Consider the following 14,488-nt stretch of genomic DNA (forward strand, 5'->3'; position numbering starts at 1 on the left):
CATTAGGCTATATGACGCCTGTTCAGTATCGCCAAGAAGCCCTTAAAATAGTTGTCTGAATTACTGTTGACAATCCACGCAAATTAGCCTTGGCGCCTTGGAAACTCAACTGTGGAATAGGGGCATAACTTGTATCCCACTTTGGCGCGTTTGCGTTGGAGAACTTTGCCCCTGCGAAGTTAACATCCACCGTTTTCTGTCCCATTGCAGCGAGTGCTGCGTTCAGTGGCTCAAGCATTCGTTTGACACCAGCCTCCGACGCTTCGATCAAAAGATTCCAGGCACTTTTCCCGATCCATACGATGGAATCAAACAGAAACTTATAACCCCGCAAAATTGTGTTGGCATAACTGATATATAAGTTCACTCCCCATTCCGCTGCATCTACCATGGCGTTCCATCCCTCGCGCAACTTCAAAGAGACGGTGTCCCAGTTTCGCCAAAGAGCGACGCCTATTGCAATAAGAGCTCCTATACCGAGGATAACGAGCCCGATTGGATTAGCAGACATGGCTAAGTTCAGCGCCAACTGCTTAACGGTCAGTATCGCAATCGTCGTTTGCAAAGCCGTGTATGCACCAGCAACGCCCCATACAATTGGTTCAATCCATGACCAGTTGTTTACAAAAAACATACTGACGGAGTAAATTTGTTGCCCGACAGCCTTTGCCCCTTCATAAACCTTGACCAGTCCTAAAGACAGTTCATCTGTCCACTTCTTACCGGAACCACCGTCCATCATTTGCTGAATGCTTTGCAGATCAGACTTGATTGCAAGAAACAGAGGTTTCGTCAGCTCGCCGAGCATTTGGACGCCAGTCTCTTTGATATTTGCCAGTGTATAAGTGAACGTATCGGACATCTCCTTCATGGAACCCCCGAAACGATCCTTTAACCCCTTCATTATCAGCGGCAAGGCGGTATCAGCAAACAACTCTCCATTCTCGCTCATCTTCATGATCTCTGCTGTGGACTTACCCATTTCCTTCGCCAGCATCGCCCAAGCAGGAATACCACGCTCAGCCAACTGGTTCATTTCTTCCGCGCTGACCTTGCCTTTGGACTTGATCTGTCCGAGTGCAAGAGCGATACCCTTCAACTCGTCAATCCCTTTTCCTGTAGCAGCTACAGAATCCCCGAGAGTATACAGCATGGGGATGATTTCTTTGCCTGCATACCCCATACCGAGCAGCGTTTTTGCTGAGTCTTGTAAGCCTTCGAACTCAAATGGCGACTCCACTGCCATCTTTCGCAGGTCGGAAACCATTGTTTTTGCTGCACTCGCCGAATCAAGTAAGATGTTAAATGATTTCTCCGCTGTCTCCGCGCTTGCGTTTGCCTGGATACCCAGGCCGACCAGGCCAGCTCCTGCAACTGCCGCAGTTGTTGCCACAACAGCAGAAGCTGACTTTATCCCGTCCTTTACTGACTGCCAGGTTTCCATACCCTGCTTTTGAAGAGCTTTAAGCTCTTTCTTATATCGGACAGTGCTCGCTGCGATTCGCGACAGTACACTTGTTACGCCGTCTTTCAGGACAAGTGTTTTTGAAATGTCCTTCGCGCTCAAAAGGTCCCCTCCTAACAAAACAAAAAGAGACGCCTTCGCGCCTCTTCTTTCCTTATTTCGACAAGGGGTTCTTGACACTCATCAGCAGTTTATCCCCTTTACCGTATACCTCGATCATATCCACTTGTCCTTGTAGCATCGCTCCATTTGCATTGACCAGGCCGAAAAACGGGTGTGTCAATTTGTCAGCGATTTTCTTACTCTCTTCCGATTCCGGCATTTCGGTGTGAAGGCTCAACTTATAGTAGCCCTGATCGCCCTTGCTGATTTCAAGTTTCAACTCTTTCTGGTACCAGGTTGTCATCGAGAAGTTGTCATGATAGTCCGTTAACAAATTCTTCTCAAGTTCAGTCAATTTTTCGGTGGTAAAAACAATGGCCTCATCCACTTCGGTAACTGAAGCAGCTTTGTTCATCGGTTCATCTTCCCTGCTCAGGCCAAAAAGACCAAGCACCAGCGAAACAATACCTACTGCCATAAAAGTCTTCATTCGCTTATAAATTCGTCTCGCAGCATCCTTCTTCTGCTGGGCATCCTTTCGCATCCCTACGAACGCCATCACAATCGCAATGAAAACGGCAATGAACCCAATTGGCAATAACAGTACAAAAGACACGTTGCTCCCCCCGTTTTTAGATTTTTCCCGCGTCTTCTCTTATTGCTACCTGCATCGATTGTACCATTAACCTCTTGGTAAGGAAATCCAGCCCTAACAAATACTCCGGAGTAAAACCTTTTTGTATGTAGTGGTGAAGAAAGTAAAAATCTTCATCACCACTACAAATCAGTTTTTTATTTCATCGTCGACCGCCCTGACGCCAGTTGCGAAGCCGGCAAGTTTCAGGGCAAAACCGCCGATCATGGAAACCTCCCCAGGCCGAAAAATCATATCAACGATATCTGTTGGTTCGGTGCAGCCGAACTCACTTTGCAATACCGGGTCTTTCAAGTTTGGTTCGACGACGCAATGATAAACAAGGTATGGGTCTGCCAAATCCTCTCTTTTACTGTCTTGCGCCATCTGCAAAGCCTCCAGAGCTACAGCACGTTCCGGCTCCTGGATCGTAATCACCCCATCAAGGGATGCAACAAACAAGGTTTGTTTTTTTGGCTCCTTTTTCTTGATCTTATCTTTTTGAGCAAGCAAATCAGCAATGGTAATTTTTTTGGACATCATAACCCCTCCTATGAACCCGGAATAGTGTCGATCATATCGTAATCACTGAACTTGAATGGTACTTCTTCACTACCAACTGTTTTCGTCTCAAACTTCATTAATGTAAACTCGTCGAAGGTGACATCATGAAGGGCCACGCGTTCGCTACCAAAAGCGTCTGGATCAGCCAGTTTACCAACCAATTCAACGCGAGGATAAGTGCCTTTTTTTACGGACTCTGACATTTTTCGCTGCACACGAGAATAAACTTTCTTGAGCCTGAAGCTTCCCTCGCCAGACCAACCAAGACCTTTACGGTATGTTGCTGGCTCATTGGCAAAGTTCACATCTTCGTAGGCAATAGTGACCTTGGACTCGAAACTGTCCACTTCCGCCCACAGTTCCCCGTCTACCCACAGCCTCCCATATGTTCCGTTAATGACTCGTCTTGCATCGGGTTTTGCCATTATCTACTCACCTACCTATACATGTATTCTCATTTGCAGGTCTTCTACGGCATCCAAAAACTTCAAACTGCCTGAAAGGAAAACGTTTGATTGGAACGTCTTTTCTTTTATCCTCTGATCGTCCCAGTCACTTGTGTCTGTTCCGATACTCTCCCACGCCTGACGCTGCGCTTCCACGTCCACACCAACGATATTGTCCGCTGCCGGATCAAGCACATCGCCTTCCAAACTGCGGAGATAGGCATTGACTGCCGTGATGAAAAGAACCTGATTGTCATAGCTGTTATTTACCTTGCCAACGTACTGATCGTTAAACGTTCGGGTGATATCCTCTTGGACAATGTCATGTCCCTCAACAATCTTAATTTTTTTAAAGTCGGCAGCTTTTTCTGGTGTCGTTGTAGTTAGGCTATTCACACCGCGTGCAATCTTCACCTTTTCACCGTCGTTTATCAGGATGAGTTTGCCTGCGTCGATGTCCGCATCGGGATCAGAACTCTCCTCGATCGCTTCCACCTCTGGAAGTACATAGTAGGTCGCACTGCGCGTCAGCGGCAAGCCAGCAAGTACCCCTGCGATGCGGGCCGTATATTCGGAGGCCGAGTACGTGTTCGAGCCCACCTTGATCCCTTCAGTTGTGAAGTTGATGATTCCCTCGTGGTCGGCCGTGACATTGGGCAGCACCGCCTTAACGGTCTTTTTGTTCGTGTCACGCCACGTTTTGATCTGAGTTGCAATTATTGAGGCGTCCGCAGCCGTAATGCCCGGGATGGCCAGATAATTCCACCGCCTGCTGGTCAAACGGGTAAGTGCCTCATTGTAATCCGTTGCGGCGACGGCAATCCGCTCGACAATCACCTTCGATGGTGTGCCAAGAAATGTCCGCTTGATATAGTCCAGATTTTCTGCTGTCCAGTCTGTGCTTTTGACTTCGGAAACGTTTTTATACTCTTTTGTGTCAAACGAACCCGTGTCGTCCTTGAGGATAAGTGCCACAATCCCGCGCTGGCTACGCTGAATAGCCGAGACAGCCAATGATGAGAAAGTAATGGATATATCAGGTAGTCCCATCGTCCAGTCCTCCTATAACTTTTTCAAAATTTTGTTGTACTCTCGCTCCAAGATGCTCGGCCAGATCAAGTTAATTTCCCTGGCAGCTTTGTCGAACACATGAAACCCAAGGACAAATCCCAACTCTTTCTTCTCAGGCGCATGACCAACCATGCGGTGCCCATACTCCAGTAAGTGAGCGTGCGGGCTGCGACTGTAAGTTCGCACCTTGTACTCGCCTGACATTTCGTCTACCCATACCTTGCCGCGCTTGATTGACCTGAAATATTCGCCTGTGTCTTCGATGACCGACTGCTTCGCTTTTTTCAATACGATCTTCCGTGCCTGATTGCCGGACAACCGCATCAGTCTTTTTGCTTCTGTCGGAAAATGGTAGATTAAGTCATCCAGGTCTTTGCGGAATCGGTCAAGCTCTCGTGCATCCAGTTGAAAGTCACTCACGGAAGTTCAGCTCCTGCATTTTTTCTTGGTTTGTGCCAGCGTCAGGATCGATTGCCGGGTCGTCGTAATACGAGAAGTCAAAGTCGAAATGCACAACCTTATCGATCACGTCCGCCGTTGCGCTGTCAATCGTGATCGTCCGATCTTCTACAGTAAAGGACAACCCGAATAACTTCTCAAGCCGATCCATGACGTCATACGCCTCTTCCATGTACTGATACCGACTTGTAGGAAAAAACAAGATTCGGCAAGTCATATCCCGAAGGTTGCTGAATTGAAAGCCTTCTCCCCGGTTCGTCTCAAGAGACACGAAAAAAGAAGGGCGAGAGAACCCTTCTTCGACGTCGCTGCTTTGGATCGGGATGGTTGGAAACTCCGCTTTTATCTTGTCGTTAATCGCTTTATTCAGCTGTGCTCGAGTTAGCATGTCATTGTCTCTCCCTACACATCAACTGTAGTTCCCGCCTGTTGAAGTCGGGATGGATGATGTACATGATCTCAAACTCCACACCGTCGCAGCGAATCGTCATCGACCGGTCAATATCAGTTCGGTAGCGTATCCGAATTCGGGTAGTAACATCGGCTTCGCTCCGCTGTGCGACAAAAAACTCCTGCCCTCGTAGGGGTTCAACGCCAGCCCACACCGTCACGTAGTCCTCCCAAGCCTGTTCTCGCGCCCCCATGCTGTTGTCTCGCCAGATTTGTCTGCGAATCGTCGCGCGCTTGTTCAATCGGTTCACCAGCAGTCTCGACTTCATGGCGCCTCCTCCGGCGCGTAAGCATGCTGCAGCTGGGCAAGGATGGACTGGACGGTAAAGCGCAATTTGTCGGACGGCTGCGCGCCGATCAGGTCCCGATTCTCGTACCAGTCGGCACAGAGCACCAGACAAAACAGTTTCGCCAATTGATTCGTGCTGTCAAATTCAACTTCCACGGCATTGTGTAAGTATGCTTCTGCAGCCCACATCAACGTCTGAATGAGCGGCTCCTCATCCGATCCATCTACACGCAACCAGACCTTGGTTTCCTCAAGCGTCAGAATCGCCATCATCGGTCACGCCCTTTTTCCTACGCCGCGGCTTGTCCTCTGGCTCCGCCCCGGCTTCATTTCCTTTCAACAAAAAGCCCTGACTGGCCAGATACTGGACACGCTTCTGGTCATCATCCGGGTATTCATCGCCGATTCGATATAGCTTCATGCTGTGAAATCTTTCACGGAAATTCTTGATTACCGTTGCCACAAACTCACCTCCGTAATAGAGGGCCAGTATTCCGGCCCTCTCATCAAATCATTAAGGCGTTGGCGTGATGTCCAACTGACCGTAGACGGCAGCCGCAGCATCCCACTGGACGTAATCGTCGCGCATGATGGTACGCAGCTCCGTCGTGTCGCGGCGCCATGCGTCACCTCCCTCGCTCGTGCTTGCCAGCTCGAAGAAACGACGGTTGAACAGCACCAGGAACTGCTTCAGATTGCCAATAAACAGCGGTGCATTTCCTGTAGTCGTATCATTTGGCAGATTTCGATTGCTCACTACGGCAATCGGGCGACCCTTAAACAGCTTGCGGCCAGGCTGCGTAATGTCGTCCATCAGGATTGGGCGGCCCATTCCGTCCACCTGATTGTCAAGCCAGTTGAATCCGTCCTGGTTGGTCAACAACACAGCAGAACGGCTGATAGCCGGGTCAAGTTCCACATTTAAAACGGTATTTATCGCCTTGAGATCGGAGAGAGCTTTCGGAGTCAACGTCTGAAGTTTGGCAAGGATATGAACGTTTCGCGTATGCGCGGCCTTCCGGGCAATCCAGTTGGTCACATACCCCAGCAGGTTAGCATCGTTGTCAGCCAAAAGTTCATTGGTCAGCGGCAAGTAGCCAGCCCGCTTTTTGACTTTGTAGCTGATCGGCGTGAATTTCGGGTTATCCGTCGCTTGGATCACCCCGTATTCATCCACGTCTGCAAACGGCGTCATATCAGCATCGGTCTCCAGCACACGGGAACCGGAGAGAGCCGTGACATTTTCGACCGTCACGTATTGCGAGAGATCGTTCCAGTCACGCATCAGCGTATTGATCCGAGTCTGGATGTCCTGCGGCACCACAATTCCTACATTGCCGTCAGGGGCCGCAGGGTTCGTGTTCCCTTCGTTCATCACTGCGCGGCGTTCATACTCTTTGATTACAGAGCGCATCTCGTCATTGATTCGCTGACGGCGAATGCCTCGCAGCACAATGCCGGTGTATTCTTTCTCCAGTTCCTGCATGTCTCGCTCTTCGACGTTCCCGTCGTCGTTCAACTCCTTGCCGCCAAGACCGCGAGCTTCGGTTTCTTCAAGCTCGCGCTGCAGATCCACTTTCGCTTGAAGGGATCGGACCTCGTCCATCTTCTCTTTTGCTTCAGTCGTCTTGTCCTCGGCCAGCAGGGACCGAACTTCTTGTTTCGCGTTGTCCAACTTTTGGAGCAGCGCACGCAATTCCTTGGTCATTTGATCACCTCATGGGATATTTGGCAAAACAAAAGCTCAACCAAAAAGGTCGAGCTCGATCAGCATCTTTTCTTTTTCGTATTGGTCCGCAGCACGCTTCTCGGAAGCCTTGAACTCCTCCAATGACCGTGCTACAACTTCATTCGCCGGATAGGCCGGAAAAGCCACCGGGCTAATCTCATACAGCTCCGCATTCAAGATCAAACGTTTATAAATCCGCTTGTCATCCCGTTTTTCGCTAGTCCACTTATCCTTCGTGACCCGCATTCCGAACGACACGCCGTCCACATCGCCGCGCTGGATCAATTCCCAGGCGTCGTTACCGACCGTTGTATTGGGAATGTCCAACTCAAAGCGAAGCTCCGTTTCTGTGTTCGTCAGCCGCAGCGTGCCGGATTTCGTGTTCCCAAGTACCTGTGCTGTGTCATGGCTCCATAGGCCAACAACGTTCCGGGAGGCAATGCTGTCCTTGAATGCCTCTTTATCGATCGTCTCAACAAAGGTGTCTCCGTACCAATCACGCATTTCCGCGCTATCTGTGTTGTACTTGATCGATCCCGTGATGGTTCGTTTTCCTTCCTCCCCTTCACTTGACCGAATCTCAAGTTTAGCTGGAAGCGCCCGAATCTCCTTCGTCTGAATCGTCTTTTTCTCCTGTGCCAGCTCCTCCACCCCCTTTCCCTTGATATGCCTTGCCAGCGTCGATGATTGGCACCATACTGCCGTTTACCAGCAATTGATCGCCGCCTTCAAGCGGTGGAAGCTCCTCCTTCGCACGCGCCTCATTTGGCGCGAGGAATCCGCCTTGCACGCCGATGCGATAAGCTTCATACCTGGTTTTGATGTCGCTCCGGAGAATAGCATCCACGTTGAAACGGAAAAAGTAGCCGTCCCGGATCTCGTCATCCAACAAAAGCTTGTACGTCAGCTCCTGCTCATACATGGTGAGGATCGGCTGCAGCGTATCGGTGTAGAACTCCTTTTGTTGTTCGGCCACGTTTGTATGCGTCGCCCGGCTCAAGTCGTTGAGCTGGTGCATTTTGATTCCAAAAGCAGACGCGATTTGCCGGATTGTCAGCTGGTTGTTTTCTAAAAACTGCGCATCGTGCATGTTGAGGGCGATCGGCACGAACTGGTAGCCAACCGGCATAAGTGCAATCCGATGACTGTTGCTCAATCCAGAGGACATAGCTTCAAATTTATCCCTAAAATTACGCTTTGCCTTTTCGTCGAGGTCGCCCACATACTGAACGATACCTTTTACTTGTAGCCCCTGCTTGTAGAAGTTGTTGACGAATTTGTTCGCTGATGCCCCATTTTCAAGCGTTGCACGTAAACATTCCAACGGTGACAACCCGACAATACCGTCCAGCGTCACGCCGCCTTTGAAGTGCAAGAGCTCATGCGGCAACAGCTTTCGCTGCTCGTATCCGAGATTAACTTCATACCAGAGTTTGGACCGATTGGTGATGACACCGCTCGCACTCGAGTCGTTGTCCACCACGATTTTTACCCGACCAGCATCCATCGGCCATAACCCGACGATCCGGCCACGCTGATCCACCTCGATCGATGCGTATGCGTTGCCATACATACTGCTCTGTGCCTCGATGCACTTCCAAAAATCAAAGGCGCTCATATACGGATTGGGGCGCAATCGAAGCAGTTGAAAAGCAGGGTGCCGGGTCTGCTTTTGGATACCAGACTCGTCCTCCTGGAAAACCTTCAAGGGTAATTTTGCCACCGATTCGGACCGAATGCGCACACAGGAGAACACCGTGTCAACCTTGAGCGCGTTTTTTCCGCGCACATTTACATCACCAGTATCGATCCCTAGCACTTCAAGCAGACGGCGGTCGTTGACGTTCAACTCCAACGTCTCCCGTTTTTCGGGCAGGCCAATCATTCGCCGCGCTATGTTCATGATCTTCACATCTGCACCTCCCTCCCTTCAAAATCACAAGCGCTTGGGGTTTTACCCCCAGAGCTTGTTCAAAAACGCCTCATCCGCAAATTCGGAGACGTCCAGGCTGATCTCCTCGAACAGCATGGCTGTCGCCATCGCGTCAATCAGCGCAACTGTCAAGTCGATCCGATCGGCCGACTTGTTTTTCATCGGCTTGATATTCTCGTTCCCGTCTACAGCTACCACGACGTTCCCCCAGCACCATCGAGCAACCGGATTTTCCTCGTGCGTCATCAGGCCACGCTTCATCAGCTGCTCGATCAGCTTCATGGCCGGACTCATGTTGGCCATATTCTGCGGGATCTCCACGACATCGATGCCCTGTCGCATGAGCCGCTGCGTCAGCATGCGGCTGTTCCACGGGTCCGCCCCGGCCGTATGCAGGTTGTATTGCTTGCTGCTTGCGACCAGACGCGCCTCAACGAAATCGTAATCGACGACGTTACCTGGCGTAGCGTGCAGATACTTCTGATTCACCCAACGATCATACGGGACGTGGTCGCGGGCGACGCGCTCCCGCATGTTGTCTTCAGGAATCCAGGCATCATGGATGAATCTCCAGTCCGGAATGCCCTCTTGCGGCGGGAACAGATAAACGGCTGCCGTGATGTCCGTCGTACTGGAGAGGTCCAAGCCGACGTAGCATCGCTTGCCCACCAACTCCGCCAGTGACCATTTGCCGGTTGTTTGATCCCAGAGTGTGAGTGGCAGCCACCCGACCCGTTTGAGCGATACCCATTGATTGAGCCGAAGCCAACGAAAAAGACGCTCGGATGCCTCGCTATTGCGAGCAGCCAGCGCCTCTTGTCTGACGGATTCTATGCTAATCGTGTGCCCGAGCGATGGATTTGCCGCGAACCAGGTTGCTTCGTCGTAAATATCGGCGTCTTCCGGCGCACCGTAAATCTTCACGTACCAGTACGGGTCGACAATCTCGCCGGAGAGAATCTTCGTCGCCTTCTCATGGATTTCCCAGCCGATCGAATTGCGGTCTGGGTCATCCCCCGCCGTCGTAATGACCCACCAAAGCGGCTCTTTACGCGCCGCGCCTGCGCCGAACGTCATGACGTCCCACAGGTCGCGTTTCGGCTGCGCGTGCAGCTCATCGAAGATGACGACGGTCGGGTTGATGCCGTGCTTCGTGTACGCTTCGGCGGACAGTACCTTCATCACGGTGCCGGTGACCTTGTTCTTGATCTCTTTACGGCTGTCCGTTACCTTCAGGATCGCTTCCAGCTCCGGCTCCTGCTCAATCATCGCACAAGCGGCCATGTAAACCAGCTTCGCTTGTTCACGGTCGGCGGCGCAGCAATAAATTTGACCGCCTGGACCATCGCAGGTCAGGTGATACAGCGCCAGGCCCGCGATAAGCGAGGTTTTGCCGTTTTTCTTCGGCACTTCTAGGTAGGCGTAACGGTATTGCCGATACCCCTGTTCGTTTACTGTGCCGTAAACATCCCAGAGCAGATCATGCTGCCAGTTGAGCAGTTGGAACGGTTGGCCGTAAAAATCGTCGACGGCGTGTAGCATCTGTACAAATTCAATCGGCTCAAGCGCTCGCTTCGGATCATGGGGCATGGCCGCCAGCTCTTCTGTTCAAAAACTGTGCCATAGCAGATTCCTTCTTCTCCTCCGGCGGCGACTTCGGGATAGATTTGATCCGCGCCGTCGGGTTGAGGAACATCCGGTCTTCAAGTTTGAGCAGCATGTCGCGCGTCTTCATGACCTTGTCGGTCACTCCCGCGATCGACTCGTATATGCGCAGCCGGTCCTCTACTTCCTGGACCTCGTCAATATCCTGTCGCATGCGTTCCGTCATCTTCGCCAATGCCTGCTCCTGGCTGATTAGCATGCAGTACCGATTGATGATCTGCTCGTCCAACCCGTCGACGAATTGGATGGACTTGTAAAGCTTCTTGAGCCGAAGAAACTCGCGGTGTGCAATCGGGTCTGCCTTCACGGCGGGCGACTCCTTGAAAGTCGTTCCGGTGTAAAGGGACTTCTCGGCCTTCTCCCGATGCTTCAGCTCGTCTTTTGTCCGGTGACTTCTCCCCTCCAGATTCAGCAGCTGGACCGGTTTACTGGGTCGTCCTGCCATGTAATCACCTCCAAAAATTTTTCATTTTGGGAAAAAAGTTTGCGCGAAGGGGCCGCGTCGGTCTCCGGCGACGCGGTCCAAAATTTTTGACCCTCCCCCTGCCCCTAATCCTTTACACAAATAAAGCGTTTTTAAGACGGGTACCGCTTCTTGTCCTCCGCCGTCTTCCGGTTATGGTGCGGATGGCATAATGACCGTAAGTTATCTAAGCACAAGCGCAGATGCCAGTATGGTTGCACGGGTTTAATATGGTCCACGACATCGGCTGTTCGGATGTGTTGCTGATCCAGACAGTCCTGGCATAGCCCGTGATCGCGCATCAGCGCTTGCTGCCTTAGCCTCTCCCACTCGACACTGTGATAGAAGTCTCTGGCCTGCTTGTCTCGCTGCTGCAGATCATACTGCTTATTTCGCTCTCTCTTCTGCTTGTTCACAAGCGGCATGTGATCCGGGCAATAGCCTCTGTCTGTCAGGTTGCGACAGCCCGGTGCCGCGCATGGTCGTTTCGGTTTAATCGCCATATAGATCTCCCAGCACAATCCGATCTCTGTGCTGTTTTGCCCACCGGATCGCTGCCGGCAGATCAATGTGATGTCGGCCGTAGCAGGTGTGCAGCGTGATCACGGTGTTCGTTATGCTGTACCTCCACCAAACGCCGTCAAGCTGGAGATACCCTTTCTGCCGGTAGTGCCCGGGTTGCAGTTGATCGCCAATAAGAGACAGCAGCGCTTCCCTGGTCACTGGCTCCACCCGTTGGCAGTATCGCTTATACGCATGTTCTTCTACGCTGAATTGCAACTCATCAAGTCTCATAGCTCCTCTCTCCTCTGGGAAATGAAAGAGCCACCCGAACACCGGATGGCTTGTCCACATCTTTGAATAATTTTCCACGCTATCAGATTACCACGGATTTTGGGGCCAAAAGTGCAAAGATAGTGCAGATGTTTATCTCCATCCAATCTTCTCTGCGATGGCTCTTACAATCTCATCCCGCCAGTTCATGGCAGTGCGGCGGCTGACATGCAGCTCGGCTGCAACTCCATCCCAGGTCAAGCGCTGCGGCTTTTCCCAGTAGCGCAAGCGAATCAGCTTTTTCCGGTCTTCGGTGAGCCGGTCGACTACGCTCTCGATAGCGTCCACGATGTTTCGCAGCTGCTCCAGCTTCTTGTGGCTTGACAGCAGGATCGCTGTCCGGCTTGTCGGATCGCCCGGCAAGCTCCCTCGTCCTCCTCCGACATTCTCGTCCGTTGACCCGCTCGCGTACAAGATTTCGTTTTTCAAGCGGACAATTTCTTTCCTGGTTTCATGATAGGCGTACAGTTCAGACTCCACATGTTGAAAGGTGCCTTTGCGAATTTTTGTGACTGACATTCCGCTCACTCTCCCTTGATCCGGTCAATTCGTGCTTTCACTGCTTGCATCAGCGCTTCTTGCCCTGCCGCTTTCCGCTCCAGTGCCATGACCGCTTCCTCGTCCATCGTCCCCTCTGCTACCAGCCGCATGACCACAATCCGGCGCGTCTGTCCTTGTCGGTGGACGCGGGCGTTCGCCTGTTGGTCCTCCTCCAAGCTCCAAATCTGGTCGTACCAGACAACCGTCTGGCAGCTCGACTCCTGGAGGTTCAATCCATGCCCGGCTGACTTCGGGTGAAGCAGCAGCAGGGGGATTTCGTCGTTGTTCCACGCTCGGATGTCCTCATTGCCGTCCTTGCCCTTTCGCAAGACGCGGGCTTGCGGGAAACGCCGCTGGAGCCGCTCCAGGCTGTGCTTGAAGTTGTAGAACACCATGACGGGCTTGCCGTTCGCCGCCTCGATGATGTCCTCCAGTGCGTCCAGCTTGGCCTCGTGGATCTCCTTCACGCCGCGTTCCTCGTCATACACCGCGCCAGACGCCATTTGCAGTAGCTTGTTGCTCAAGACAGCTGCAGTGTTTGCCACAACATCCGCGTCAGCGAATGGAAGCAGAAGCTCTCGCTCCAGTTTGTTGTACAGCTCCCTTGCCTGGCGCGAGAGTTTAACCGGGATCACCCGGTCAATCCGCTCCGGCAGCTCCAGCCAATCCTCGGCCTTCATGCTGACGGCGATGTCGCTGATCGCCTCGTAAATCCGCGCCTCTGACTCCTTTTTCTGGCGCCATTTGTACACAACATGGCCGCTACGTTCGCCTGGCGTAAAGTACCGATCACGGAAACCAGTGATCGTCTTGCCCAAACGCTCGCCTTGATCCAGCAGGTAGATCGGCGCCCACAAGTCCATCAAGCTGTTGGGTGCAGGCGTGCCTGTCAGGCCAATGACTCGTTTCATCATCGGGCGGACACGGCGGAGTGCCCGGAACCGTTTGGACTGGTGGTTTTTGAAGCTGGACAGCTCATCGATCACGACTGTGTCAAACGGCCACTTGCTGCCGTACTCGCTGACAAGCCATTCGACGTTCTCGCGGTTAATCACGTAAATGTCCGCCTCGGCTTTCAGCGCCCGCCGTCGCTCCGCTACGCTTCCCAGCACTTTGCTGATACGTAGATGCCGCAGGTGGTCCCATTTCTCGATCTCGCGGGCCCATGTGTCGTCTGCTACTCGCAACGGCGCGATCACCAGCACGTGGCCAGCATCGAAATAATCGTTCAGCAGCAGGTCAATCGCGGTCAGGGTGCTCACTGTTTTACCCAAGCCCATCTCAAGCAGCAGGGCTATATACGGCGTGTCCAAGATTCGCTGTGTGGCATATTCTTGGTACTGGTGTGGCTTATATTTCACGCGCGGCTCACCTCTTGGATAAAGCGGTCGATATCCTCGTCTGAATCGAGTTTGTATACTCGGTGCCCCATTCCGCGTAGCGTTCGCGCCCACTTCTCTTGTAGAGGCTGTAGCGGTTTCCCCGGGGCCTTCATCTCGACGTAGACCGTCTGGCCATTGGGTAGGATGACAAGTCGGTCAGGCACGCCGCGATTCCCCGGGCTTGTCCATTTCAGGGCCAAGCCGCCCATAGCTTTGACCTCCCGGACCAAGCGTCGTTCCAGGGTTGATTCTCGCATTTTGATACTCCTTTCTGGTTGTTGCCATTTTGACCTCTACGCACGCGTATAGGCGAAATGGGCGTTTAACCCTATATGCCCATCGTCGCTATATGGGTTATTTAATACCCCCAATACTTTTAAAGAATATACGGCAACCTTGGCAACCATCTGCCAAAAGCCTTGATGCTGTAAGTGTCCGGTGGTTGCCTTCTCCTGGACTGTT

At 52.2% G+C, this 14,488-nt stretch carries 20 protein-coding genes; all 20 read right to left on the reverse strand.

Features of this window, described 5'->3' with window-relative positions; genetic code table 11:
- Positions 1–22: 22 nt before the first annotated feature.
- A complete protein-coding gene (locus ACTHO6_RS10135; protein ID WP_440241418.1) occupies positions 23–1,567 on the reverse strand; it encodes a tape measure protein in 1,545 nt (514 codons plus the stop codon).
- 52 nt (positions 1,568–1,619) lie between these two features.
- A complete protein-coding gene (locus ACTHO6_RS10140) occupies positions 1,620–2,183 on the reverse strand; it encodes a hypothetical protein (RefSeq protein ID WP_440241419.1) in 564 nt (187 codons plus the stop codon).
- Between the two features lie 168 nt (positions 2,184–2,351).
- Positions 2,352–2,741 carry a phage tail assembly chaperone gene (locus ACTHO6_RS10145; protein ID WP_440241420.1) on the reverse strand — a complete coding sequence of 130 codons (390 nt, stop codon included), beginning with the start codon at positions 2,739–2,741 and terminating at the stop codon, positions 2,352–2,354.
- 11 nt (positions 2,742–2,752) lie between these two features.
- Positions 2,753–3,190: a phage tail tube protein gene (locus ACTHO6_RS10150; protein WP_440241421.1), complete on the reverse strand. Its 438-nt coding sequence runs from the start codon at positions 3,188–3,190 to the stop codon at positions 2,753–2,755.
- Between the two features lie 15 nt (positions 3,191–3,205).
- Positions 3,206–4,261: a phage tail sheath subtilisin-like domain-containing protein gene (locus tag ACTHO6_RS10155; RefSeq protein ID WP_440241422.1), complete on the reverse strand. Its 1,056-nt coding sequence runs from the start codon at positions 4,259–4,261 to the stop codon at positions 3,206–3,208.
- Positions 4,262–4,273: 12 nt separating this feature from the next.
- On the reverse strand, positions 4,274–4,702 hold the full coding sequence (locus ACTHO6_RS10160; protein WP_440241423.1) for an HK97 gp10 family phage protein: 429 nt from the start codon (positions 4,700–4,702) through the stop codon (positions 4,274–4,276).
- Positions 4,695–5,129 (reverse strand): phage tail terminator family protein, encoded by a 435-nt coding sequence (locus ACTHO6_RS10165; RefSeq protein ID WP_440241424.1) that lies wholly within the window; start codon positions 5,127–5,129, stop codon positions 4,695–4,697. Before ACTHO6_RS10165 ends, ACTHO6_RS10160 begins: the two co-directional genes overlap by 8 nt.
- A 1-nt stretch (position 5,130) precedes the next feature.
- The gene (locus ACTHO6_RS10170) at positions 5,131–5,460 is read right to left on the reverse strand and encodes a phage head closure protein (RefSeq protein ID WP_440241425.1); all 330 of its coding nucleotides are present in this window, start codon (positions 5,458–5,460) and stop codon (positions 5,131–5,133) included.
- Positions 5,457–5,753, reverse strand: a complete 297-nt coding sequence (locus ACTHO6_RS10175; protein ID WP_440241426.1) for a head-tail connector protein — start codon at positions 5,751–5,753, stop codon at positions 5,457–5,459. Before ACTHO6_RS10175 ends, ACTHO6_RS10170 begins: the two co-directional genes overlap by 4 nt.
- Positions 5,731–5,943 carry a hypothetical protein gene (locus tag ACTHO6_RS10180; RefSeq protein ID WP_440241427.1) on the reverse strand — a complete coding sequence of 71 codons (213 nt, stop codon included), beginning with the start codon at positions 5,941–5,943 and terminating at the stop codon, positions 5,731–5,733. The genes ACTHO6_RS10175 and ACTHO6_RS10180 overlap by 23 nt, the downstream gene beginning before the upstream one ends.
- 51 nt (positions 5,944–5,994) lie before the next feature.
- The gene (locus ACTHO6_RS10185; protein ID WP_440241428.1) at positions 5,995–7,188 is read right to left on the reverse strand and encodes a phage major capsid protein; all 1,194 of its coding nucleotides are present in this window, start codon (positions 7,186–7,188) and stop codon (positions 5,995–5,997) included.
- Between the two features lie 36 nt (positions 7,189–7,224).
- Positions 7,225–7,851, reverse strand: a complete 627-nt coding sequence (locus tag ACTHO6_RS10190; RefSeq protein ID WP_440241582.1) for an HK97 family phage prohead protease — start codon at positions 7,849–7,851, stop codon at positions 7,225–7,227.
- The gene (locus tag ACTHO6_RS10195; protein WP_440241583.1) at positions 7,796–9,112 is read right to left on the reverse strand and encodes a phage portal protein; all 1,317 of its coding nucleotides are present in this window, start codon (positions 9,110–9,112) and stop codon (positions 7,796–7,798) included. Before ACTHO6_RS10195 ends, ACTHO6_RS10190 begins: the two co-directional genes overlap by 56 nt.
- A gap of 51 nt (positions 9,113–9,163) precedes the next feature.
- A complete protein-coding gene (locus ACTHO6_RS10200) occupies positions 9,164–10,732 on the reverse strand; it encodes a terminase large subunit (RefSeq protein ID WP_440241429.1) in 1,569 nt (522 codons plus the stop codon).
- Complete coding sequence (locus tag ACTHO6_RS10205; RefSeq protein ID WP_440241430.1) at positions 10,722–11,252, reverse strand: hypothetical protein; 531 nt, start codon at positions 11,250–11,252, stop codon at positions 10,722–10,724. The genes ACTHO6_RS10200 and ACTHO6_RS10205 overlap by 11 nt, the downstream gene beginning before the upstream one ends.
- Positions 11,253–11,383: 131 nt before the next feature.
- A complete protein-coding gene (locus ACTHO6_RS10210) occupies positions 11,384–11,773 on the reverse strand; it encodes an HNH endonuclease (protein WP_440241431.1) in 390 nt (129 codons plus the stop codon).
- Entirely contained in the window at positions 11,763–12,065 is a 303-nt protein-coding gene (locus ACTHO6_RS10215; protein ID WP_440241432.1) for a hypothetical protein, read from the reverse strand. The genes ACTHO6_RS10210 and ACTHO6_RS10215 overlap by 11 nt, the downstream gene beginning before the upstream one ends.
- Positions 12,066–12,197: 132 nt before the next feature.
- On the reverse strand, positions 12,198–12,623 hold the full coding sequence (locus ACTHO6_RS10220; protein WP_440241433.1) for a transcriptional regulator: 426 nt from the start codon (positions 12,621–12,623) through the stop codon (positions 12,198–12,200).
- Between the two features lie 5 nt (positions 12,624–12,628).
- Positions 12,629–14,005 carry an SNF2-related protein gene (locus tag ACTHO6_RS10225; protein ID WP_440241434.1) on the reverse strand — a complete coding sequence of 459 codons (1,377 nt, stop codon included), beginning with the start codon at positions 14,003–14,005 and terminating at the stop codon, positions 12,629–12,631.
- A complete protein-coding gene (locus ACTHO6_RS10230; RefSeq protein WP_440241435.1) occupies positions 14,002–14,283 on the reverse strand; it encodes a VRR-NUC domain-containing protein in 282 nt (93 codons plus the stop codon). The genes ACTHO6_RS10225 and ACTHO6_RS10230 overlap by 4 nt, the downstream gene beginning before the upstream one ends.
- Positions 14,284–14,488 lie beyond the last annotated feature (205 nt).

The sequence above is a fragment of the Brevibacillus sp. SAFN-007a genome, assembly GCF_051967035.1.
GTDB lineage: Bacteria > Bacillota > Bacilli > Brevibacillales > Brevibacillaceae > Brevibacillus.